This window comes from Rhizobium sp. BK313 (genome assembly GCF_014193655.1).
Classification (GTDB): Bacteria; Pseudomonadota; Alphaproteobacteria; order Rhizobiales; family Rhizobiaceae; genus Rhizobium.
Window position 1 is genome coordinate 539,858 of the sequence record NZ_JACHZQ010000002.1, and the last position, 23,032, is coordinate 562,889.

General features: G+C 59.1%; 24 protein-coding genes. 7 read left to right on the forward strand and 17 right to left on the reverse strand.

Annotation, left to right across the window (positions count from 1 at the left end):
- Positions 1-107: 107 nt before the first annotated feature.
- The 14 genes from FHT86_RS14830 to FHT86_RS14890 all read right to left on the reverse strand — a co-directional run bounded on the left by FHT86_RS14830 (position 108) and on the right by FHT86_RS14890 (position 11,609).
- On the reverse strand, positions 108-692 hold the full coding sequence (locus tag FHT86_RS14830; RefSeq protein WP_133707561.1) for an OmpA family protein: 585 nt from the start codon (positions 690-692) through the stop codon (positions 108-110).
- 4 nt (positions 693-696) lie between these two features.
- A complete protein-coding gene (locus FHT86_RS14835) occupies positions 697-1,116 on the reverse strand; it encodes a hypothetical protein (protein ID WP_133707562.1) in 420 nt (139 codons plus the stop codon).
- Between the two features lie 310 nt (positions 1,117-1,426).
- Positions 1,427-2,086: a 3-methyl-2-oxobutanoate hydroxymethyltransferase gene (locus FHT86_RS14840; protein ID WP_409527590.1), complete on the reverse strand. Its 660-nt coding sequence runs from the start codon at positions 2,084-2,086 to the stop codon at positions 1,427-1,429.
- A 71-nt stretch (positions 2,087-2,157) separates the two neighbouring features.
- The gene (locus FHT86_RS14845; protein WP_133707563.1) at positions 2,158-3,243 is read right to left on the reverse strand and encodes an ABC transporter ATP-binding protein; all 1,086 of its coding nucleotides are present in this window, start codon (positions 3,241-3,243) and stop codon (positions 2,158-2,160) included.
- Positions 3,236-4,273: an ROK family protein gene (locus FHT86_RS14850; protein ID WP_183868809.1), complete on the reverse strand. Its 1,038-nt coding sequence runs from the start codon at positions 4,271-4,273 to the stop codon at positions 3,236-3,238. Before FHT86_RS14850 ends, FHT86_RS14845 begins: the two co-directional genes overlap by 8 nt.
- Positions 4,270-4,995 (reverse strand): ribulose-phosphate 3-epimerase, encoded by a 726-nt coding sequence (locus tag FHT86_RS14855; protein WP_133707565.1) that lies wholly within the window; start codon positions 4,993-4,995, stop codon positions 4,270-4,272. The genes FHT86_RS14850 and FHT86_RS14855 overlap by 4 nt, the downstream gene beginning before the upstream one ends.
- Positions 4,992-5,822, reverse strand: coding sequence for an alpha/beta fold hydrolase (locus FHT86_RS14860; protein WP_133707566.1), 831 nt, complete (start codon positions 5,820-5,822; stop codon positions 4,992-4,994). Before FHT86_RS14860 ends, FHT86_RS14855 begins: the two co-directional genes overlap by 4 nt.
- Positions 5,822-6,640: a sugar phosphate isomerase/epimerase gene (locus FHT86_RS14865; RefSeq protein WP_133707567.1), complete on the reverse strand. Its 819-nt coding sequence runs from the start codon at positions 6,638-6,640 to the stop codon at positions 5,822-5,824. The genes FHT86_RS14860 and FHT86_RS14865 overlap by 1 nt, the downstream gene beginning before the upstream one ends.
- Positions 6,640-7,716 (reverse strand): Gfo/Idh/MocA family protein, encoded by a 1,077-nt coding sequence (locus FHT86_RS14870; RefSeq protein ID WP_133707568.1) that lies wholly within the window; start codon positions 7,714-7,716, stop codon positions 6,640-6,642. Before FHT86_RS14870 ends, FHT86_RS14865 begins: the two co-directional genes overlap by 1 nt.
- Before the next feature lie 11 nt (positions 7,717-7,727).
- Entirely contained in the window at positions 7,728-8,546 is an 819-nt protein-coding gene (locus FHT86_RS14875; protein ID WP_133707569.1) for a sugar phosphate isomerase/epimerase family protein, read from the reverse strand.
- 4 nt (positions 8,547-8,550) lie between these two features.
- Positions 8,551-9,300, reverse strand: coding sequence for a carbohydrate ABC transporter permease (locus tag FHT86_RS14880; protein WP_312862343.1), 750 nt, complete (start codon positions 9,298-9,300; stop codon positions 8,551-8,553).
- The gene (locus tag FHT86_RS38470) at positions 9,261-9,386 is read right to left on the reverse strand and encodes a hypothetical protein (protein ID WP_281413668.1); all 126 of its coding nucleotides are present in this window, start codon (positions 9,384-9,386) and stop codon (positions 9,261-9,263) included. The genes FHT86_RS14880 and FHT86_RS38470 overlap by 40 nt, the downstream gene beginning before the upstream one ends.
- Positions 9,383-10,315: a carbohydrate ABC transporter permease gene (locus FHT86_RS14885; RefSeq protein ID WP_133707570.1), complete on the reverse strand. Its 933-nt coding sequence runs from the start codon at positions 10,313-10,315 to the stop codon at positions 9,383-9,385. Before FHT86_RS14885 ends, FHT86_RS38470 begins: the two co-directional genes overlap by 4 nt.
- 1 nt (position 10,316) lies before the next feature.
- Positions 10,317-11,609 (reverse strand): ABC transporter substrate-binding protein, encoded by a 1,293-nt coding sequence (locus FHT86_RS14890; protein WP_210297688.1) that lies wholly within the window; start codon positions 11,607-11,609, stop codon positions 10,317-10,319.
- 233 nt (positions 11,610-11,842) lie between these two features.
- Here FHT86_RS14890 and FHT86_RS14895 point away from each other — a divergent pair, with 233 nt between their 5' ends.
- Both FHT86_RS14895 and FHT86_RS14900 read left to right on the forward strand, forming a co-directional pair.
- A complete protein-coding gene (locus FHT86_RS14895; protein ID WP_133707571.1) occupies positions 11,843-12,991 on the forward strand; it encodes a Gfo/Idh/MocA family protein in 1,149 nt (382 codons plus the stop codon).
- Positions 12,992-13,012: 21 nt separating this feature from the next.
- Entirely contained in the window at positions 13,013-13,963 is a 951-nt protein-coding gene (locus tag FHT86_RS14900) for an alpha/beta hydrolase (protein WP_133707572.1), read from the forward strand.
- A gap of 14 nt (positions 13,964-13,977) precedes the next feature.
- Here FHT86_RS14900 and FHT86_RS14905 read toward each other — a convergent pair whose 3' ends face one another.
- Positions 13,978-15,012: a LacI family DNA-binding transcriptional regulator gene (locus FHT86_RS14905; RefSeq protein ID WP_133707573.1), complete on the reverse strand. Its 1,035-nt coding sequence runs from the start codon at positions 15,010-15,012 to the stop codon at positions 13,978-13,980.
- Between the two features lie 242 nt (positions 15,013-15,254).
- Between FHT86_RS14905 and FHT86_RS14910 the strand changes: the two genes are divergently transcribed.
- On the forward strand, positions 15,255-16,208 hold the full coding sequence (locus tag FHT86_RS14910; RefSeq protein WP_133707574.1) for a sugar kinase: 954 nt from the start codon (positions 15,255-15,257) through the stop codon (positions 16,206-16,208).
- Positions 16,205-17,503 carry a D-tagatose-bisphosphate aldolase, class II, non-catalytic subunit gene (locus FHT86_RS14915; RefSeq protein WP_133707575.1) on the forward strand — a complete coding sequence of 433 codons (1,299 nt, stop codon included), beginning with the start codon at positions 16,205-16,207 and terminating at the stop codon, positions 17,501-17,503. The genes FHT86_RS14910 and FHT86_RS14915 overlap by 4 nt, the downstream gene beginning before the upstream one ends.
- Before the next feature lie 48 nt (positions 17,504-17,551).
- On the opposite strand, the gene FHT86_RS14920 is transcribed toward FHT86_RS14915, so the two are convergent.
- Both FHT86_RS14920 and FHT86_RS14925 read right to left on the reverse strand, forming a co-directional pair.
- Positions 17,552-18,256 carry an HAD-IA family hydrolase gene (locus FHT86_RS14920; protein ID WP_281413669.1) on the reverse strand — a complete coding sequence of 235 codons (705 nt, stop codon included), beginning with the start codon at positions 18,254-18,256 and terminating at the stop codon, positions 17,552-17,554.
- A complete protein-coding gene (locus tag FHT86_RS14925; protein ID WP_133707576.1) occupies positions 18,253-19,170 on the reverse strand; it encodes a sugar-binding transcriptional regulator in 918 nt (305 codons plus the stop codon). Before FHT86_RS14925 ends, FHT86_RS14920 begins: the two co-directional genes overlap by 4 nt.
- A 237-nt stretch (positions 19,171-19,407) precedes the next feature.
- Between FHT86_RS14925 and FHT86_RS14930 the strand changes: the two genes are divergently transcribed.
- From FHT86_RS14930 to FHT86_RS14940, 3 genes are all read left to right on the forward strand, one after another.
- On the forward strand, positions 19,408-20,349 hold the full coding sequence (locus tag FHT86_RS14930) for a tagatose-bisphosphate aldolase (RefSeq protein ID WP_133707577.1): 942 nt from the start codon (positions 19,408-19,410) through the stop codon (positions 20,347-20,349).
- Positions 20,342-21,754 carry an ROK family protein gene (locus tag FHT86_RS14935; RefSeq protein ID WP_133707578.1) on the forward strand — a complete coding sequence of 471 codons (1,413 nt, stop codon included), beginning with the start codon at positions 20,342-20,344 and terminating at the stop codon, positions 21,752-21,754. The genes FHT86_RS14930 and FHT86_RS14935 overlap by 8 nt, the downstream gene beginning before the upstream one ends.
- Positions 21,755-21,982: 228 nt before the next feature.
- Positions 21,983-22,972, forward strand: coding sequence for a substrate-binding domain-containing protein (locus FHT86_RS14940; protein WP_133707579.1), 990 nt, complete (start codon positions 21,983-21,985; stop codon positions 22,970-22,972).
- The last annotated feature ends 60 nt before the right edge of the window (positions 22,973-23,032 follow it).

A 23,032-nucleotide genomic window follows, 5' to 3' on the forward strand; every position in this document is an offset into this window, starting at 1 on the left:
TAAGATACGCGTCCGAAGCGGTAGAATACGGTATGATACTTTGGGTGCCGACCACATACCGCAAATCGCGCGATGCAAGCGTTCACGGCATGCGGGCCTTTCGGATTTCACTGCTTCCGAGTGAACACGCCGAGATTGACGAGCTGCACGCGCCTGTTGTTGGCGGCGTCGGTCTTGGTGCCCTCGATGGGGAAAGCCTCGCCAACGCCAACGGCGTATAGTCGCTGTGGGTCGACGGCGAAGGTGGTTGCCAGGACTTCCTTGATCGCTACGGCGCGCTGCTCGCTGAGGTCGAGATTGTGCTTCGCGTCCCCGGTCGAGCTCGCATGACCGATCACCAGAAACTTGTAGGCCCAAAGGTTGGGATGGTGCAGCGCGTCCGCAATCATCCCGAGGGTTCGATAGGATACCGGCTGGATGGCGACCGAGTCATTTTCGAAATTGATCTCGACGACCATTTGCGGAAGCTTGGCAATCTTGCTCCAATTAGGCAGCGCCGACATCTGCTTGCCCGCCCCGGTGATCGCCTCCTGGCGCAACAGTTCGACATCGATGGCCGGGGCGTTTGCCTTGAGTTTGCCGAGACCCGAAATGATCCGTTGTTGGGACACTTGCTGGGCGAAGGCGAGATCTGCCGGCAGGACGCCGACGGCAAGGAGAACTGCGAGTGTCTTGAAGGAACGCGCTAACATAGTCTTACCTCCAGCCTGCATCGGTGATCGCCTGGCTGCACTTGCCGCTGACCAGTTTGTTCTTGACGAGGCAGGCGAGAATATTGCCGTCGCCCTTGATGCCTCTGCAGCGCTGGGCGATGTCGCCCTTGCAGACGTCGCTATAGGCCGCCTGCGCCTGCTCGCGCAGGCTGATCGACTGCACGACGCTGGCGACCGAGGCCTTGCAGGTCGGCGACACCTTTGCCGCATTCTGCTCGAGGCAATCGGCGATGCGGCCACCACCAAGATTCAAGCCTTTGCAAAATTTGCGAATATCACCTCCGCAATCGTCCGCAAGTTTTGTGATCGCATCCGCATAGCTCATGGTCTCGGCCTGCACGAGCCCGGCGTGAGCAATGCAGGCGAGCGTAACAGCGGCGAAAAGGTTGCTTCTCCTCGACATCCCTGCCCCCATAGAGATTTGGTACGCCGGAATCGGCGTCCCGGTGAAACCTGCCCGAAACCTGAAGCACGAGGAAGTATGTTACGGTAACGTCGCTGTGGACACGCCTGCATTGCGCGCCGACACGGATTGCACGCCAGGCTCTTTGAAAGCGTTCCGCTTGCCAAATTGCAAGTTTAGCCCAAGCGCTTACCTCAGGACGAGAAGGCAATGTGTAAGCTACCGTAAAATACGCCGCTGCAGTCTGGCAGAGGCGCGCATGGAGATGGCTTTGGCAGGCCAGGATTGCTCTCCCTATGGCAACACATGGCTAAATAGCCGCCGGCGCCGAAGAGCCTCGATGCCTGACAGACTGACGCCTTGACCGGACTTGGCCAAATGTTGGTGCCTTTACGCCTTGATGCTCGCTTCGAAGCGTGCGAATTCGGTGTCTGTTATGGGCACGACATGCTGGAGCCGGGTAGGCGCCCGTCTCCACGTCCGAGATAAACTCCTTGAAGGCAGCCACCCTTTCCTGCTGCAGTCGTTCGTATTCGGCTGCAAAGTTGCGATAGGTCTTTGCATGTCTCGGCTTATGGCCTGTCGTGTAGCCGAGTATGTCTTCGGCAAAAAGATATTGAGCATCCGCTCCGGCTCCTGCACCCATGCCAAGCATGATCATGGGGGTGCTCTTGGAAATCGCCTCCGCGACACGGTCCGGAACCACCTCGAGCTCGGCGCCGAAGCAGCCGATGGTTTCAAGCCGTTTCACATGATCCCACACTGCCTTGGCACTTTTGGCAGTCTTTCCGACGACCTTGAAGCCGCCTGTCCAGGTGCACTGGGATGGGATCAGTCCAACATGCGCTACGACCGGGACGGCGTTGTCGCAAAGCAGTTTCTGGATATCGAGCGAGGCGGCGCAATAAAAACAATCGCCGCACATCGTGCCGCCGGCAGGCCGGCGCCGAGGTTCTGATCCCGAAGTCACGCCAGCAGTCCGACCGTTGTCATCAAGCAGTTTGGAGATCTGCGATCTTCTGCCATCTCTTATCGCGATGCCTAGTTCAATCCAGCGAGCGATTTGCCGTCCACATCGAAGAGATGGCAGATGGTCGGGTCGATCTGAAGAGAAAGCGGCGTATGCAGCGGGGTCGCATCGGTACCTTCCGTCTGGATGACGAGAGACTGATCGGATGCGATGTCGACGTGAAAAATCGTCAGGCCACCGAGCCGCTCGGCAAGAATTGCCTGCCCCGCAAACTGACCATCTTGGCCAATGCGGATATGCTCGGGGCGGATACCGAGCGTCAGTTTCGAGCCGACTTTCGCCGTTCCGGCAGAAACCGGAACGGTGATCGTGTTTCCACTCGCCAGCGCGACGGATACGCCGTCGGAGCTGGTTTTTTTGACGGTCGCGGGCAGAAAATTCATCTTTGGCGAGCCGAGGAAGCCGGCCACGAAGATATTTGCGGGGCGATTATAAAGCTCGAGCGGCGAACCGACCTGCTCGATACGGCCGTTGTTCAGAACGACGATCTTGTCGGCCATCGTCATCGCCTCGATCTGATCATGGGTGACGTAGATCATCGTCGCAGCCAATCTTTCGTGCAGGCGCATGAGTTCCAGCCGCATGTTGACGCGCAGCGCCGCATCGAGATTGGAGAGCGGCTCATCAAACAGAAAGATTTTCGGATTTCGCACTATCGCCCGGCCGATGGCCACGCGCTGGCGTTGGCCGCCCGACAGATCCTTCGGCCGACGGTCGAGCAAATGCGACAACTCCAGAACCTGGGCGGCTTCTTTGACCTTGTGGTCGCGCTCGCTTAATGAAACGCCGGCAATTCTGAGCGCGAAACCCATGTTTTCCGCCACCGTCATGTGAGGGTAGAGCGCATAGGATTGAAACACCATTGCCAGGCCGCGTTGCGATGGATCGATATCGTTGGCACGGGTGCCGTCGATCATAAGGTCGCCATCGGTGATTTTCTCCAGGCCCGCGATCATGCGCAGAAGCGTGGATTTGCCGCAGCCGGAAGGGCCGACGAAGACGACGAATTCACGATCGTCCACATCCAGGTTGATGCCCTTGATTACCTCGAGGGCGCCGTAGGACTTACGCGCATCGCGGAGTTTGAGATTAGCCATCGCTGGTCTCCTTTTTGCCGGCGGATATCGCCGCGCCACGACTGTCGGAATCTTCAGGACTCAATGACCCAAGGCCGATTTTGTCTTCACTCCTCAGAATGAGACTGGCTGCGCCGATCAGACCAGCGTGACGTCCGAGTTGCGCGGGAACGATCGGCACGTCGCGATAGGCCGGCATGGCGCGATCGTGAACGGTCGCCGTCATGGCATCCCGCAGGAGGTCGAAGCCATGTGATATGCCGCCACCCATCACCAGGATGTCCGGGGAATAGAGGTGAAGCAGATTGGTAAAGCCGATCCCCAGCCAACGCGCCTCGGCATTGAGGAGTTCCAGGGCCTGGGCATCGCCCTTTCGCGCGGCTTCGACAACGTGCCGTCCAGTCACATCCGCGTCCGCGGACAGTTCACGCAGCGTCGATCCGTCAGACTGTCGGGTGCGTGCCGTTGCCCGCCTGCCAAGCGCCGTGCCTGAGGCGACCGCTTCGAAACAACCGATCGCACCCCAAAAACACCGTTCTCCCTCGTTGGTAATCGTCATGTGGCCGATTTCCGCGGCCAGACCACGTCTGCCATGCAAGATCCGCCCATCGGCAATCACGCCACCGCCGATCCCTGTCGATACGGTGACGAACACCATCGACCTTGCGCCGCGCCCGGCACCGTATCGCCATTCGCCAAGTGCGGCCGCATTTGCATCGTTTTCAAGCCGCACCGGCAGTTGGAAACGGTTGGAGAGGATGTCAGCCAGCGGAACCTCGTACCATCCGGCCAAGGTCGGCGGCGCAATAACGATGCCGGCTTCGGGATCGAGGGGGCCGGGCGCGCCGACCCCTATACCGACAGGAAAAAGATCGGGCGTTTGCGCCAGCACCGCAGCCGCCAGCAATTCGATCTGCTGGATCACTGCGGCCGGCCCTTCGGCTGCATGCGTCGGAACAACCGAGAACGATAGAAGGCTTCCCTCGTCGCTCACCAGTGCGGCGCGAAGCTCCGTTCCACCGAGATCAAATGCAAGGGCAACCTTTTTCACGAAACGCGGCTCTCCAGTCGATGTAGCCAAGTCATCCGGTCACCCAGGTTCTTGTCGCCGAACGCCAGCGATCCAAGAACAACCGTTTGTGCTCCGGCTTGCCGCAGAAGCGGCACGGTCTGTTCGCGAATACCGCCATCAGCCGCCAAGATGACTTGATCTTCCCGGCCGGACTGCTTCAGCAGGGAGCGCGCCTCGATCAAGCGGTCGCATGCCTTTTCGGAAAGGCTTTGCCCTTTGACGCCAATCGAGGTGCCAAGCAGGGTCACGAAGGCGACATGGTCGATGAACGGCCTGACCGCCGAGACCGGCGTTTCGAGGCGCAGCACGACGCCGGCCTCCGCACCGAGTTTCTTGGCAAGCGCGATCGCGCGCAAACCTGCTTCATTATTCTCGGCATGAACGCTGATCAGATCGGCACCCGCCTCGATGAACTGGCGCGTCTGTTCCTCGACGATTTCGGCCTCGACCATCAGATGAACGTGGATCGGCCTGGCAGTTGCTTTCGCGATGCGCGCGACGAAATCCGGAAAGAACAGGAAGCCCGGGGTAAAGCGTGCATCGGCGACATCGATATGATGCAGGTCGGCATAGGGCTCGATGCGCCTGAGATCGGCCTCCATGTTGGCAAGATCGGCCGACCACAGCGAGAATTCGCCGAGCAGTCGGTCGCGGGGAAGTGCTGCAATGGCCGCCGGGCCTGAAAGAGTCTTGAGTGTCATGATGAAAAGAGGCTCCGGATGGTCTTGGTTGCGAGGAAGGTGGCGATCGCGTCTTGGACTTCGGCGAAATGGCGTTCCTTGTCGGATGCCTTGGGGGTGACTTCGACAAAACTTGCATTGGCAATGGTATCGGCGAAAGTACGTGCACAGGCGAGCGGGTGGATCGCGTCCTTTTCGTTACCGATGACGAGGGTAGGGACGGTGAGAGCGGCGGCGGCTGCTTGCGTCACACCCGGGCCGTCAGCCGCAATATCGGCCAGCACGGATGCGAAAGCGACCGCATTCGGCCGGTCGAAATAGCCGAGCAGGGAGGCAAAGTTATCGGGCGCGTTCGCGCATATCCGCATGCCGATCTCCGAACCGGCGAAGCGCTCCCTGGCTTCTCCGATCGAATGCGAGCGGAGCAAGGCCGCGACAGTGCGGATCGGCTCCAGATTGTCCGGCGCGGCGGTAAAGGTCCAGGCGGGGCGGACAAGAACGAGGGCTGCGACGCGATCCGGGTGGCGCTGGGCGAGATGCAGGGCAAGGGCCGCCCCCATGGAAATACCGCCGGCGACAAAGCGATCAAATCCACGATCTGTCGCCACGGCCAGAGCATCCTCGGCAAACATCCCAAGTGAAAAGGGCCGTGCGTCGCCAAGCGACGACGCGCCATGTCCGCGGCACTCGACCGTGATGCGCCGCGCCGCTCCAAGCGTTGGAAAGGTCTGCGCAACCTGCGCTTCATCGCCGCCCAAGCCATGCTGAAAGAGGACCGGCAGCCCTTGGCCGCTGTCGAAAACGGCAAGGCGGGCATCGCCGCGCATGAAACCTGTTGCGGCAGCCATCAGACCAATTCCTTGAGAAAGGCCGCGACGTGCGGCGCCTCTGTGGCCGAAAGGCCGTGGGTGACGAGCGGACCGTCGAAACCTACCGAGCGCAGCCGTGCGATAAAATCGGGGAAATCCACAACGCCCGTCCCGGCGGTTGCAAAGCGCCCGTCGGCATGGCGATCTTTGGCATGGGCCATGACGATATGCCCGGCCGCGGTTTCAACCGCGCGCTCGACGATGGCGCGCGCTTGTGGTGGCGCGGCGCTTTCGAAGAGATTGGCCGGGTCGAGGACGATGCGCAGCCTTTTCGATTTCATCTCGGAAATCAGCCGCCTGGCGTCCGCAGCCGATCTCACGATATTCGCCTGCTCCGGCTCGATGCCGAGATCGACGCCATGCTCTTCCGCTAGCGCCAGCGCTTTCGACATCTCCGTCGCCATATCGGCCCAGGCCGTGGGATCGGTGTTTTCAGGGTGATGCGCCCACTGATCGCTGGGATGGCGCGTGCCGGTGCAGAGCGTGACGAGCGGTATGGAAAGTGCTGCCGCCGTCTCGATGACGACGGCGAGTTGGCGCAGGCCTTTCTGACGGACCGACGGGTCGGGATGGGCCATGTTGTAGGTGCCGGACAAGGCGGCAAGCACAACACCCGTTGATTGCGCCGCCGATCGGGTTGCGGTTACCAAAGGCTCCGGCACGGCGTCCGGCATCGAGGGCAGTCCGCAGCAGGCGAGGTTGAACTGCGTGCCGGCATAGCCGCTGTCGCGCACCGCAGATAGCACGCTCAAGGGGTCGGCTCCGGGAAAGGTCTTGGCGAAGATCCCGACCTGCATCAGACGGCTCCCGTCACGGCTGCGAGTTCGACGCGCTCGCCGGTCTCCACCGACCGCGCGATCGCCACCATCGCCCGGATGGAGGCGATACCGTCGTCGACATTGGCGCCACGCATCGGAGCGCCGTTCAGTGCCGTATCGGCGAGGCCTTCGAGTTGCCGGCGGAAAAAATGCCCGTCCGCACCGAGCGGCTTTCTACTCGTTGCATCCTTCTCATGGAAGATTTCAACCTCGCTGGAGCGGAAGTACCAGGGATTGAAGGTCTTCGCGAGCACGGAGCCGTTTTCGCCGTAGAGCTGGAAACCTTCGTGCCAATCCATGCGGACGGCAACCGTCAGGTCGAGATGGCCGAGGGCACCATTGGCGAATTCGGTTTCCACGAACCAGCAATAGGCGCCGGCGCGCTGCAGCAGACGGGCGCGCACGGCGATGATATCGCCGCAGAAGAAGCGGGCGGTGTCGACCAGATGTGAGCCATGCGCCAGCATGAAATATTGCCTGAGATCGGCTTTCGGATTGCCAGCCGGCTTGCGCGCAAGCTTGCTGGTGACGGGAAGCGGCTGTACCGCATCGGTGTTGGTGTAACGGTGGGTGGAATCGCAATACCATGCCTTCAGCGCGAGGATCTGACCGATATCGTCGCGGACGAAGTCGCGCGCGGCCTCAAGTGCCGGATCAAAACGCTTCATGTGCCCGACCTGCAAAATCTTGCCGGAGCGTTTGACGGCGTCGGCAAGCTCCTTGCCTTCCTCGACCGAAACGCCGATGGGCTTTTCGCAGAGCACGTGTTTGCCGGCTTCGAGCGCCTTGATCGACATCGGCACATGATAGGCATCGGACGTTGCAACAATGACCGCTTCCAGCTCGGGGTCGGCCAGCATGGCGTCATAGTCGCTGAACATCTTCTGCGGCTGATAGGTTGCACCCATGCGCGCGAGCAGATCGGGTGCTGCGTCACAGATTGCATAGAGATCGGCATTCCCAGCCTTCACGCAGGATTCCAGATGCGCAAACTGGGCAATCGGTCCGCAGCCCAGTACACCAACGCGAAGACGACGATTTTCCTTCTCGATCATGGTCCTTTTCCTTACGCGCCGTAGGTGCGCATCGTGTCACGGTTGGTCTTTATGGCTGCGGCGGGATCACCTGCGGCTGTCTCGGATTCTTCTTCCAACACCAGCCATCCGTTGAAGCGTGGTGCCCCCGCGACGAGATCGATCACCGCTGGCGCATCGAGAACGCCTTTGCCGAGCATCGCCCAGCGGTCGTTCGCATCGACGTCCTTGAGGTGCAGATAGCGAATGCGATCCTGGTAGGTTCGCATCGTGTCGAGGATATCGGCGTGGCCACGCAGGATGTGACCGGTGTCGGGAACCCAGCCGACCAGCAGGGGATCGAGCAGAGCGAAGATCCGATCGTAGTCGGCGCGATTGAAGAGCAGGGTGTTGTGATGCGAACTCGGATGGACGGCAACATCGACGCCGGATGCCTTGCCGAGCGCGCCGGAGCGATTGTAGAACTCGGCCGCGATGGCAAACTTGTCGTCGCGCGATCCTTCCGACACGACAGTTGCCGAGCCGATCGATACAAGCGCGCCCGGAAACTGTGCGGCGTAGTCGATCCAGCGTTGCGCCGTGGCCAGATCCTTTTCCATCGCGTCGGCAACCGTAAAACCGCTTTTGGAACCAAAAGCGAAGGATACGAGCTGCAACCCCTTGTCGCTCAGGGCCCCGGCGAATTCGCCAGGCTTTGTGGCGTAGTGACCGATCATCGTGTCTGTGATTTCGATGCCCGAATAACCACCGGCGGAAATCGCTGCGAGCAAATCGTCGGGCGTTCCGGTCCAGACTTCGCCAAGCATTTCCCATGTAAACGTCTGGCAGGCGACCTTCAAATCCTTCGTCATGTCGTTATTCCTTGATTCCGCCCTGTGTCAGGCCTTCGATAATGTGTCGTTGGAAAAACAGGACCAATACAATCAGCGGCACGGTGACGACCGCCGAGGCTGCGGCGATGTCTCCCCAGGGCACGTAATATTGGTTGGTGAAATTGGCGATGCCCACAGGAATCGTCTGGCTATCGCTGTCCGACGTGAATGCGAGCGCGAAAAGAAATTCGTTCCAGGCGGTAATGAAGGCAAGCAAGCCTGTGGTGACCAGGCTCGGAAGCGACATCGGCAGGATGATATGCCACAGCAGGCCGACGACGCCCACGCCATCCATGCGCGCGGCTTCATCGATTTCGCGCGGGAGCGTTTCGAAATAACCGAACAGAACCCACGTGACGAGCGGCAGTCCAAGCGCCAGATAGGTAATGATCAGGGCTCTGTAGGTATCCAGAAGCCCAAGGTCGGAGGCGATCAGATAAAGCGGCCCGACGAGCGCGATCTGCGGGAACATCGAGACCGAAAGGATCACCATGAGGATCCCAAATCGTCCCTTCACCTCGAGACGCGAAAGCGCAAAGGCGGCAAGCGAACCGACGATCAGGCAAAGGGCGGTGGTGGCGAGCGATACGACAAGCGAATTCAGCACATAGTGGTGCAGGCCCTTTTCCACGAAGGCATTGTAATAGTGCTCCAGCGTGAACGGGTCCGGGATGAGCGAAGGTGTTCCTTCCGTCAGCGCTTTGTCGAGCTGGACGAGGTTGAGAACTGCCACAGGAACGGGCCGGCGGACCAAATGAGAATGAGGAACGCGCCGACATAGATCATGATGCTTTGAAAGACGGTGCGGGTGTCGTTCATGTCGTCTTCCTTATCTGCCTGACGAGGAAGAGGCAGAACACCACGGCGATCATCCCTTCGGTGATGAACATTGCGGTGGAAACCGCCGAGCCGTAACCGAACTGCAACGTCGAAAAGAGAATCTTATAGGACAGCGTCGAGAGGGTTTCCGTGGAATCGGCCGGACCGCCGCCGGTCAGCACATAGACCAGATCGAAGACGCGAAACGCGTCCAATGCCCGGAAAAGACCGGCGATCAGCAAGGTTGGAAGCAACAGGGGCAACCGAATGTTCCAGAAGATCGTCCACGCCTTGGCGCCGTCCATGCGCGCGGCCTCGATCAATGATTTCGGAACGGTCTGAAGACCAGTCAGCAACAGCAACGCCATAAACGGCGTCGTCTTCCAGACATCGGCGAGGATGATCGTCGTCAGCGCAGTATCGGGCGAACCGTACCAGTTGACATTTTGATCGATCAATCCGGCGTGGAGCAGGATGAAGTTGATGATGCCATGCTGTCCGTCGAACAGCCATCCGAACATTTTCGAGGTGACCACGGTTGGCATCGCCCAGGGAACGAGCATTGCCGCGCGGATCACACCGCGACCGCTGAAGCTTTCGCAAAGGATCAGCGCCATGGCCAGACCGATCAAGGTTTCAAGTCCGGTTGAGGCTATCGTGAACCAGATTGTATGCCACCACGCATTCCAGAACGGCGGATCGGCCAGCAGTTGCGCGTAGTTGGCAATGCCGACGAAATCATTGTCCTGTGTGATCAGGGAACGGTTGGTAAAGGACAGGTAGATGCCATTGACGATCGGATAGAAGGAAACCGATCCTAGCGATATGAAGGCCGGCAGCAGCAAGAGCCAGGGCCAGAGGGCGCTCGGAAGCGCCCTCGTTGATTTTTGCGTTCGGCCGTCGGCGGGGGCCGTCACTGCGGTAGCCATGTCAGGCAACGATCTTGTTGATCTGTTCGGCAGCAGACTTCAGTTCAGCCTCGACTTTGCCGCTGACCAGTGCTTTGGAAATACCGGACTGCAGAGCCAGCGTCACCTTGGCGTATTGCGGTGTGATCGGCCGGGGTGTGGCGCCCGTAAAGACATTTTGAAGACTTGCCATGAACGGCTGTTCGGCCTTCAGTTTCGCATCCTGGAAGATCGCGGGTCTCGAGGGCGCAAGGCCGAAATTCAGGGCAAGACGGGTTTGCGTTTCCGGAGAAGACATCCATGTCAGGAACTCGATCGCTGCTTCCCGCTTCTTGGAATTGGCATTGACGCCAAGCTGATAGCCGCCGAGGCATGCGGCACTTTTCCCACCGGCAAAATGCGGCAGCGGCGCAACGGCGACCTTGTCCACGACGTGCGAGGCTTTCGGGTCCTGCGCGATCGGATAGACATAAGACCAGTTGCGCATGAACATGGCTTCGCCAGAGGTAAAGGGCTGACGCGAAGGCTCCTCATCCCACGAGAGGACGTTCTGCGGGCTGATCTTCGTCTTGTTGATCGTGTCGTACAGGAATTGGATCGCCTCGACCGCGGCCTTCTCGCCGAGGATCGAGGATTTGCCGTCGGGCGCCAGAATGGAGCCGCCGTTCGATGTGATGACTTCCACCGCATCGCAGATCAGAACCTCGGCCTGCTTGCCTTGCCAGAGATAGCCGAACTTGGCATCGCCGGCCTTCTGGGCCGCAGCAGCGATGGTCGCCATATCTTCCCAGGTTTCGGGAACCTTGCCGCCATGCTTGTCCACAAGATCCTTGCGGTAATAGAACATGCCGGAATCGACGAACCACGGAAGCGCAGTCAGCTTCTCGTTGTAGGTGCAGGCAGCGACCGTTCCGGGAAAATAGTCGCCGCGTTTTTCCTTCGGGAAATACTCATCGAGCGGCAGCGCCCAACCTGCCGCCGCAAATCCGGCGATCCAGATCACGTCCTGGCTGAAGACGTCGGGGGTTCCGTTGCGGCGGGCCAGTTGTTGAATCAGGCCCTGATAGACCTCAGTCGACGAACTCGGCGGCGGAAGCTCGATGAATTTGACCATGATGCGGTCTTGCGACTCATTATAGGCCTTGACGAGATCACCAAGACCCTCCTTGCCGAAGAAACTTGCGCTGGCAAAGCTGATCTCTGTGCGATCTGCAGCGCGTGCAGTGCGCATTCCAAGTCCCGACGTGACACCGAGGGTTGCCGCACCGACCGCGGCGCTTGCGGCGCCAAGCAGCAATTGGCGACGGTCGAGCATTGTGGAAAATCCGGTCGTGCTTGAACCGGATGACGCTTTTTTGAAATCAGGGATGGTTTCCCTCCCAGGAAAGACTGGCGACCTCCATAATCTCCGTGCCAGTATTGTCATATGTTTCATAAAAAGTTGTCGCGCGTCAAGAAATAAGATGCTTTAACTCAGGTCGAGGCAGATCGGGCAGGTTGGCCCGTCGAGCACGCAGCAGTCATCGGATTTAGGGAGGATTAGGAAATATGGTAGAGAAAACAAAAGGAAAGCTTGGTATCGGTATCATCGGCTGCGGCAATATATCGATGACTTACCTGCGCAACGCCGCACTGTTTACCGGTATCGAATTGCGCGCCTGCGCCGATATTTCTGCTGACATCGCAGCCCTTCGCGCCCAGGAATATGGCATTCGCGCTGAGAGTGTCGACCAGCTCCTTGCCGATCCCGAGGTCGACCTCGTTCTCAATTTGACCGTTCCCGCCGTGCACTTCGACGTTACCATGTCCGCTCTGTCCGCGGGCAAGCACGTCTTCACGGAAAAGCCACTCGCAACGTCGGCTGCAGAGGGTCGGACGTTGGTGGCGGAGGCGAAGGGCCGCGGTTTGCTATTGGGCTCGGCGCCCGACACCTTCCTTGGCGCCGCCGGCCGGCGCGCTCGCCGTCTGATGGAGGAAGGCGCAATAGGCCGCCCGGTGAGCGGGACGGCCTTCATGATGGGGCGCGGCATGGAGCACTGGCATCCCAATCCGCAATTCTACTATCAGCCAGGCGGCGGTCCGATTTTCGATATGGGGCCCTACTACCTGACGATGTTGGTCAATCTGCTAGGTCCGGTGGTGCGCGTCATGGCGATGGCGACGAAAGGCCAGGATGAACGCCTCGTCACCGCCGACGGCCCGTTCAAGAATACGACGTTCAAGGTTGGCACGCCGACCAACGTTCTGTCGTTGCTGGAATTTCAGTCCCGCGCGACTGTCAACTTCGGCGCGTCCTGGGATGTCTTCCGCCATTCCAACCATCCGATTGAGCTGCACGGCACTGAAGGCTCTCTGCGTCTGCCGGACCCCGATACATTCGGTGGAACGGTCTCTTTGTCCGAACGGGGCGCAGAGTGGCGCAATTTCGAAAGTGAGGACGAGCTTTATGGCAAAAGAAATTGGCCGTTTGCGGCGCCCGATCGCGCGAATTACCGTATGCTCGGCGTCGCCGACCTCGCGCGGTCGCTTGAGGAGAACAGGCCGCCACGCGCATCCGGCGACCTCGCCCTTCATGTCCTCGAGATCATGGAGGCCATTCTCGCATCTGGTGAAAGCGGGCAATCGGTCAGCGTTCGTGAGAGTGTGACGCGGCCGCCGCTTCTCGGCGAAGACGAAGCGCGCAGTTTTTTGGCCTGATCGCTGAAGGAGGAAGCCGACATGACAGACCAGCTCGATGAGAGCGCTCAACTCCTTCTCGATGTAAGCAATCGGTCGAACGCTCGACCGATTGAAGCCGGCACGCCTCTGGAAGCTCGCAGCAACTACAATGCGGGCTTTCCTGTCATTCAGGGTGCTCGAGAGGCGGTCGCTTCGGTCGAAGATCGCCAGATCAGCGGCCTCAACGGTTCGATCACTGTGCGCATCTATCGAGGCATCGGCGCGCCTTCCAAGGATAGTCCGGGTCTTCTCTATCTTCATGGCGGCGGCTGGGTGATCGGCAATCTGGACTCTCACGACGAGATTTGCCGATGGTTCGCCAATCTTGCGGGATGTACCGTGATCTGCCCCGATTATCGCTTGGCACCGGAGCACAAGTTTCCCGCCGGGCTGATGGATTGCGCTGCGGCGCTGGCATTCGTGGCGAAGTCCGCCACGGATCTCGGCGTCGATCCCAAACGGATCGCCGTGGCTGGTGATAGTGCAGGCGGCAATCTTGCGGCTGTGCTCGCGCTAATGTCGCGTTCAGGCGACGCCCCGCGGCTTGCGGCTCAACTGCTCATCTATCCCAATACGGACGCCACGCAGACCGCCGACAGTTACCGCCGTTACGCCGCTGGCTTCGGTTTGACCGCGGCGGCGATGAAATGGTTTCGTGATCACTATGTTCGCGCCGCAGCCGATATCGTCGATTGGAAGGTGTCACCCTTGCTGGCTGAAACTCTTGTAGGGGCGGCGCCAGCGTTCATCGCCACCGCCGGATACGACATTCTCGTTGACGAAGGCCTGGCCTATGCCACGCGGCTGCGGGAAGATGGGGTTCGCGTCGTCCCGCGCCATTGGCCGGGCCAGATTCATGGCTTTGTTTCGATGGGGAAATACATGCCCGAGGCACGGCAAGTGATAGAGGAAGCGGTGGCGGCCTGGCGTAGCTTTGAAGCCATGGATTAAACGGAGGCTCCACTTCATGCCGATTGCCGCATGACCAGCGTCCCATCCAAACTGATCTTGAGTGCGATTGTTGGAACCGGCGCCTCTGTATCTCCGAGGAGCGCCAGTAGCGTATCGACACTGTTCGCCGTCATGGATGCAAAATCCTGCGCCATCGTCGTCAGCGGCGGGCAGGTGTAGCGGCTCAAGGGGTGATCGTCATGGGCCGCAATGCGGAGGTCGTCGCCCTTCTTGCGCCCGACCTTCAGCCGGTGCGCGAACGCCGCTGCCATCACGCCGAAGGCGAGACGATCGTTGGCACAAAGGATGGTTTTGCTGGGAAGCTTTTTCGCGTCGAGGATGGCGTCCATCTGCTCGTATCCGATGCGCTCGAAATCCCACGTGTAGGCGGCATTGGTCTTGATCACCACGGGCTCGTAGCCCGAGGCCTCCATCGTCGCGACGTAGCTTGCCAGTCTCTCCGGCGAGTTGTGATTGACGTGCGGAATGTCGAGATAGGCGGGCGGCTCTCCGGACCTGCAGAGATACTCTACAATTGTCGCGACGCTTTGGTAATTGTTGTTGCCGATGAATGGAGTGCTGCCCTCGATGTAGGTGTCGAAATAGACGATGGGCAGATTCTGCGCGAGTTTTTCGAATGCGCGCGGATCGGATTTTTGCCCGAGCGGTGCGGCGAGTGCACCTGCCACCTTCAACGACAGCATCGTACTGACGGCCTCGGCTTCCAGTTGCGGCAGCCCGTGCGATGAAAACACGATTGGCCAGTATCCCTCGTTGCGCAGCCGCAATTCGAGGCGATTGACCATTTCGGCATAAAATGGGTCGGTGAGAGCCGGAACCAGAATACCGACGTTGCGCGTTCTTTTCCGATTGAGGTTTCGCGCGTAAAGATTAGGCTGATAGTCAGACGAGCGGAGTGCGGCCTCGATCAGCGCGCGTGTTGCGGGCTTCACGCTCGTCGGATCATCGAAATATTTGGAAAGGGTCGGGCGCGAGACGCCGCAGGACTTCGCGAAATCTTCCATTGTCCTATGCGTCAATTTTTCCATCGGAGGTCGACCATTTTTCAAACCACTCTTGCTGCCAGTGATCGTTATGCGTCTGCGTGGAAAGAGGCGCAACTGGCGACGTAAGTTTTATGCAAGTTCTTTCGGGCCTTACGTCACCCGAAAACATTACGTGCGCAAATTTATTAATTGACGCATAAAAATACAAGCCATAGAAAAGGTGCTTGGTTGACCGGCCCGTCAACCATCAAAAGAGATTCCTCTGGAAGCGAGTTCAATCCCTCATGAAGAAGATCGTCAGCGCCGGGGAGATCGTTGTCGAAATCATGGCAGATCGGCTCGATCAGAGCTTAGCCGAGCCTGGGCTGCTTCACGGGCCATTTCCATCCGGAGCGCCGGCGATCTTTATTGGCCAAGCTGCGCGACTGGGCCAGCCGGCGGGCTTGATCAGCGCCGTTGGTGAAGACGATTTCGGTCAGATGAACATCGACCGGTTGCGGAATTGGGGCGCCGACGTCTCCGCGGTCACCGTTCACAAGGGGCAAGCGACCGGCACGGCCTTTGTGGCCTACCGGGCAGATGGCTCTCGCCATTTCGTCTTCAATATCAAAAATAGCGCGGCTGGATTGATGGAGATCGGCCACGCTGCGCAAGCCTTGCTGGCCGGCGCCGATCACTTTCACGTCATGGGCTCTTCCCTGTTTTCCGAAAGGGCGATCGCCGTCATTCTTGCGGGCATCGAGACGATCAAGCGCCAAGGCGGCACCGTTTCCTTCGACCCGAATATCCGAAAAGAGATGATCGAATTGCCTGGTATGCGTGAGGCGCTGAATCAGGTTCTGGCACGAACCGACCTCTTCCTGCCGAGCGGTGAAGAGCTTTTCATCTTCACCAAGGCCGCAGACGAGGCATCCGCAGTCGCCGAGATGCTAGGGCAAGGCATATCGGCAGTCATTGTAAAAAAGGGATCGGAGGGCGCCGTTTACTACGATCGGCACCGTCGGGTCCCCGCGATCGGATTCTCCGTCCAGGAGGTTGATCCGACGGGCGCAGGTGATTGTTTTGGCGCAGGCTTCGTTACTCATTGGCTTCGGGGTGCCAAGCCCGAGGAAGCATTGAGGTTCGCCTGCGCCTGCGGGGCCCTGGCGGTGACGCGTAAGGGACCAATGGAGGGCATCGCCACCTTTGGCGACGTACAGGCCTTTATTTCCAATTCGACAGAAGGTTCATCGTCATGAGCGCGGCGACAAAACGACTGGCAAGCATGCCGCATAACCGTGGCGCCGGTCTGCCGTCCGGCATTACCTCGGTCTGCTCTGCCCATCCGGTGGTGATCGAGGCAGCGCTGATGCACGGGAAAAACCGAAATGCCGATGTGCTGATCGAAGCGACATGCAATCAGGTCAATCAGGAGGGTGGCTATACCGGCATGAACCCCGCTGCTTTTCGCGCGTTCGTCGAAAAGATCGCGGTAAAGGTCGCCTTTCCCCTGGATCAACTCGTTCTTGGCGGGGATCATCTTGGGCCAAATCCCTGGAAGCATCTGGCCGCCGGCGAGGCGATGCGCAAAGCCAGCGAAATGATTGATGCCTACGCATCCGCAGGCTTCACCAAACTCCATCTTGACACAAGCATGGCCTGCGCGGGCGATCCTCAGGCCGTCCCCAATGAGACGATTGCATCCCGGGCAGCCGAATTGGCTGCGGTGTCGGAAGCAAGGGTGCGCCAATCCGGCATGCAAGCGCCGAGCTACGTCATTGGCACTGAGGTTCCTGTTCCGGGCGGCGCAGTCGAAGCACTCGACCATTTGCATATTACCACCCCTGCGGACGCGCGCGAAACCGTGGAACTTCATCGCGCTGCATTCTCCCGGCTCGGGCTGGACGAGGCTTTCGCACGCGCGATCGGCATTGTTGTCCAACCGGGCGTGGAGTTCGGGAATGCCGAGGTTATTGGCTATGAGCGCGAAGCGGCGGCGGAACTCGTGGCCACTTTGGGCGACATCCCCCAGTTTGTTTTCGAGGCCCATTCGACGGACTACCAGAGCCAGCGGGCGCTCTGCGACCTTGTCGGTGACGGCTTTGCGATCTTGAAGGTCGGTCCTTGGTTGACGTTTGCTCTGCGCGAGGCACTTTATGGACTAAGCGCCATTGCCGGGATCCTGGTGCCGAACGCGATCCACGAACCCCTACCCACCGCGATGGAGCGCATCATGCTGTCATCACCGGATCATTGGCAGAAATATTATCCCGGAGATGCGCGTCAACAACATGTCCAGCGGCATTATTCGTTCAGCGACCGCATCCGCTATTATTGGACAGCACCTGCAGCGCAAAATGCAGTGAACGAACTTATGTCAGCTCTTCAGGGACTGACAATTCCGCGCCCGCTGATGAGTCAACATCTCGGCCATCTGGAGCCGATGGTCGCATCTGGATCTCTGGCGCCACAGGCGGATGCAATTGTCCTCGGCAGTGTCACTCGCGTGCTCGATATCTACGCGGACGCTATCAATTCCGCTCCGCAAAGGTAGCTCAACGCAAATGAGCGTCGGAAAACCTTCGTTTCGACGCGGGCCAATCTAGCGGCGCGTTTGCGAGATCTGAAGTGATCCGTCGTGCGCGATATCTGCGATCAGGTCATCGTAGCTCGCAACGCTCGGATGCCGTGTCTGCAACAATGTACGATGGGTCGCGGTGATCACCATTACGGCAGCGCCGGCCGTTTCGGCGGCCTCGATTCCTGCCGGCGCATCCTCGAAGATAAGGCAGTCTTCTATGGGTTGAGCCAATGTCTCTGCGGCCAATAAAAAGCAATCCGGCGCCGGCTTCCCGTTCTTTACATCCTCGCCGGCGATCAAGAGTGGCGGCCATGGAAGGCCCGCGGCTTTCAGCCGGACAACCGCCAAGTCTCGCGGCGCCGATGTTACGATCGCCCAGCGATCGCTGGGCAAGGCCTCAAGGAAGCGGCCCGCTCCTGCTATCGGCTCGATACCTGCCACGTCGGCGATTTCGGCCAATGTGAGAAGCCTCATTTCTTCGGCCGGATCAATCCCAGGCAAGCCAAGCCGCGTGATTGTTTCGACCGCTTTTCTTCCATGAACCGTCGACAACAAACTCTCGACATCGACGTTGTGCCGCAAGGCCCATGCCGTCCAAACCCGCTCCGCGACTGCGATCGAATTCAGGACAGTTCCGTCCATATCGAACAGGAAGGCGCTGAAGGATCGGTCGGGGTAGAAATCAATGCGTGACCGATCGAAACCCCCTGACGGAGAGGTTTTCAAGATGTTTCCTCGCTCTTCTGGGAGGCGGATAGACGATCAAGAATGGCCTGCGCCGTGTTAGCGTCGGTCACGAGGGCATTGATCATGCCTGATCGCGCTGCGCCAATGATGCCGGCGGCCTTGGCAGGCGTTGCGGCAACCGCAATACACAAAGGAACCTGCCGCAATTGCTGCGGAGAGGCGGCAATCATGCGCTCCTCACCGTCCCAATGAAGGATTTCGCCAGCTTCAGTCACGTAGTGGCGCAGAACATCGCCCGCGGCCTGGCTCAGGGCTTTCTCTCCTGGAAGAGCTGCCGTCGCTTCGGACGGATTTGCCGCGTGCCTCAGACCTACGCCGACGATCGCGGCATCCAGCTTGTTCCAAAGCGACGTCACCTGCTGCACCGTGGGATCGGCGAGAAAAGCGTCGCGTAGCTCCGAAGATGAAATGTAAGGGGCGTGCAAGAAATGCGGTATTCCGCCCATCTGTTCTGCTGCCAGCCGCACAAATTCGTTGATTTGGAAATGTGGCGCTGCCTGCTGCATCCCGCCGTTAAGGGCAGTGGTCACGATGCCGGGCAACCGCGGCAAGCCCGCAAGTGTAACTTCCCGAACAGCGCGCCCCCAACCGATGCCAAGCGTCGAACCCGATCGCAGGCCTGCTTGTTGCAGCATTGACCCGACCGGCGGAGCAAGCGCGCTGAGGACATTGGATGAAGGGGTGTCTATCACGGCAGCCGTACGCAATTTCAAGCCGTCAACCAGCGCCGCACTCAAATCCTCCGACGGGGAGAGATCAATCACCTCAATCCGAACGATCCCGGCCGAGCGGGCTTTTTGGAGCAATCGTGAAACCGTAGCCGTTGATAATCCTAGCTTTTTAGCAATGTCGACTTGCGACATGTCGGATTGGTAATGCAGCTTTGCAACCATATGCAGCAAGGCACGGTTTGTTGCAGCCTCTTGAGACTGAGACGAATTCAGGTTGAAATTCCTTTCTGCAATGTGTTACAGATACGGCACATGAAGGAGTTATCGCTCAAAACAGCCGATTTCGCAACGATTATGCGGCGCATGAGGGATCTCAATGTTCACTGGCCATCCCTTGCGAACCCTGGAGTGGGATGGGCTTTCAGCATCTTGTTTCGAGCGCGCTAAACGGAGGATTAGATGTCCAGATTGACGACAGCCGAAATGCGAGGTTACCAGCAGATTTGCGGTAGTGACGGAGCCATGATGGTTATCGCCTGCGATCAACGCGGTGGTATGCGTAGTTTGCTTGCAAAGGATCCGGAGGCACAAGCAGCCATCTCCGACAAGACTCTCGGCGACACGAAGGCCGACATCGCCAGATTTCTGGCAAGCAAGGCATCCTGTGTGCTGGTCGATCCGATCTGTGCTGTTCCGGCTTTGGTCGACGACCGCATCATTCAACGCGATACAGCACTTCTGATCGGCCTGGATGCGTCAGGCTGGGACACGTCGCCGGACGGATATCGCCTCTCCAAGCTGGTTCCGGGCATTTCGGCCCGTAGCGTCCGCCAACTCGGCGCTACCGGCGGCAAGATCATGGTCTATCTCCGCTCGGACCGGGAAGAAGCCAACATTCACAACATTAAAATCCTGCGCCAATGCATCGACGATTTCGCGCGAGAGGACCTGCTGCTCGTTGTAGAATTCCTGACCTACAGGTTTGATGGTGAAGACGAAGCCGAGTATAAGGCGAAGCTGCCGTCGCTGGTCATCGGGGGAAGTAAGATTTGCCTGGATTGCGGAGCGAAGGTGCTGAAGATTCCCTATCCAGGAAGCGCTGAAGCCTGCGCGGAAGTCACGAGGCTTTCAGGGGACGTGCCGTGGGCCGTTTTGTCCGCTGGCGTCGACCACTCCACGTTCCTGAAGCAAGTTGAAGATGCCATGCGCAATGGGGCTTCCGGCGTCATCGCAGGCCGGACATTATGGAAAGACTGCATTTCGCTCGATCGTTCCGTCACGAAGGACCGATTGCAGTCGGTAGCGGTTCCGCGGCTTCGCGAAATTCAAGCTGTGATATCTGCCCATTTCAAAGGCGTTAAGTCTGAAGGTGTCGACCAAGGACAGAAAGCAGATGCCTGAAATAGCCATCGGCGTGGATATTGGCGGTACGAACATCCGTGCTGCGCTCGTCTCCAGTGGAGGCGAGATTCTCAAAAAGCTATCGGAGCAAACTCCGACCGATCCGTTGCAGGTCGTCGAGCAAGTCAAGGCAATGGTGACACAACTCGACGTGGCCGGAATTGCTGGGATTGGAATTGGCATCCCTGGCCGTGTGGACATCGCAAATCGTACGGTTCTATCCGGCGGCATTCTGAACTTGGCCGGCATCGACTTCGCCGATCGGCTGGAGGCAGGTCTCGGCAAGAGGATTGTTCTCGAAAACGATTGCAGCATGGCGCTCATAGCTGAAATGAGCATTGGTGCCGCCAGGGGTTTCCAAAACGTCGCGATGCTGACCATAGGAACCGGCATTGGCGGCGCGGTTGCCAACAACGGCAGGATTTATCATGGCCATAGGACCGCCGGGCAGTTGGGTCATATCTCCATCCTGCAGGATGGCCCGCTGTGCGCGTGTGGAAGACGCGGCTGTGTGGAAACCTTCAGCTCGGGAACGGCGCTGCGCCGGCACATGAAAGCGGCAGGGCTTCCGGCCTCATCCGTTAGCGACGTTTTTGAAATGGCCTCCAGAGGAGATGCGGCCGCGAGGGCGGTGCTACACGCTTGGGCGTCCCCTCTGCGCATAGCGCTCGACAACATCGCAGCAACGATGGATCCGGAAATCATTGTATTGGGCGGCGGCCTCGGCTCCGACGCGGCGCGAGCCCTCGCCGATCTTCCGGCAATGGCACCATGGTTTCGGCCAACGATTGTGCCAGCGAAACTCGGAGACGACGCCGGGGTGATCGGGGCGGGCCTATCGACGTTTGCGGATGCCGACCGCTCCGTCGAAAAGCGCGTTGTGCTCGTCAACGGTGTGCCGGCATCCGGAAAAAGTCACCTGGCAAAATTGTTATCGCAAAGGACCGGATGGCCGGTCCTTTCTCTCGATGGCATCAAAAATCCCTTTCTGGAGCACATCGGCGGTGTGGACCGGGACTTCAATCGGACATTGGGAAAAGCAAGCTACCAAGCGATTTGGATGTTTATTCGTGAGGCGCCGGCCGGATCTACATTTATCATCGACGCCTGGTTTGGATTTCAGCCAAAAGCCGTGCTCGAAGCCTATATCCAGGACGCTGGCGTCGATCGCGTCGCAGAGCTTTGGTGCAAGGTCCCCGGCGCGATAGCCGGCGAGCGGTATGCCGGTCGTTTGAAGAACAGGCTGCCGGGCCATCCGGGGGCCGAATACGTCTCGGAACTGGTGGCGCTCGCCGATCGCGCAGAACCCATGACGTGTGGTCCGGTGATGGCAATCGATCAAACAAAGGAGCCGGATATGGACAACATAACGGCCTGGGTTTCTAAGGTATTTAGCCAGGCATGAAAGCGGCCGCCTTCCAGGCGACCGAGAAAGCTCGACCTGACTTCAAACCGCCGCCCAGCACTCTGTTGGCGGCATGGTGCGGAGCGTCGTCGATCCCGCCGATTGTCGAGTTATTTCAAATAGATATTAGAAATTCGTTACAGAAAAAAATTACTTGACGGCCCGCTATAAGCCGCTGATTATCCGTTCTGCCGGACAGGGGAGGTTCGGTTTCAAGAGGAGGAAATTATGGAGCGTCGTTCATTTCTAAAAGCCACCGCTGTGGCAACGCTTGCCACTGGGGTGTCGGCTGTTGCCGGAAGCGCCAAGGCACAAGACAAGAAATTCACCATTGCCTTGATTCCAGGCCTGACTACGGACGCCTTCTACATCACCATGCGCAAGGGTGCCGAAGCGGCTGCCAAGGCGGTGGGTGCGGAGCTAGTGTTCCAGGGCGCGCCCGACTTCAATCCGGTCACGCAGGTTCCGGTTCTCGACGCTATCATCGCGAAAAAGCCCGATGCGATCCTGATTGCGCCGACCGACAAGGATCAGCTTATCCAGCCGTTGAAGAAGGCTGCGGATGCGGGCATTCCGGTCATTACCGTCGATACGTTCATCGGCAGCGGTGTCTACCAGACGGGCAGCGGCGATGCCGATTTCCCGCTTTCCTATATCGCCTCGGACAACCTGCTGGGAGGCGCAATCGCTGCACGCGCGCTTGCAAAGGCCGTCGGCGAAAAAGGCAAAGTCTACGTTTCAAACGTGAAGCCCGGCATCTCGACGACCGACCAGCGTGAGCAGGGTTTCAAGGACGAGATGAAGAAATATCCGAACATCACCGTCCTGGAAACGCAGTACAACGACGATGATGCAAACAAGGCGGCGTCCCAGCTGCAGGCAGTCTATGCCCGCAATTCCGATCTCGACGGCGTTTTTGGTGCCAATCTGTTCTCCGCTCTCGGTGCTGCGAACGGCGTTCAGCAGGCAGGCCAGACGGGCAAGATCCGCGTCGTCGCCTTCGATGCGCCGACGACGATCGTCGACAACATCAATTCCGGTCTTGTCGATCTTGCGATTGCCCAGCATCCGGCCGAAATCGGTTACTTCGGCGTGATGGCAGCCTATGCCCATCTGACCGGCAATTCTATTCCGACTGCCATCGGAACCGGCTTCACAGTCATCGACAAATCGAATGTCGCCGACAAGAACGTCGCGAGATTCATCTACTCCGATTGATCGGATGGAGTCTGGCGCCCCGCTCGATGGGCGAGGCGCATCTTTGACCACGGTAGAGAA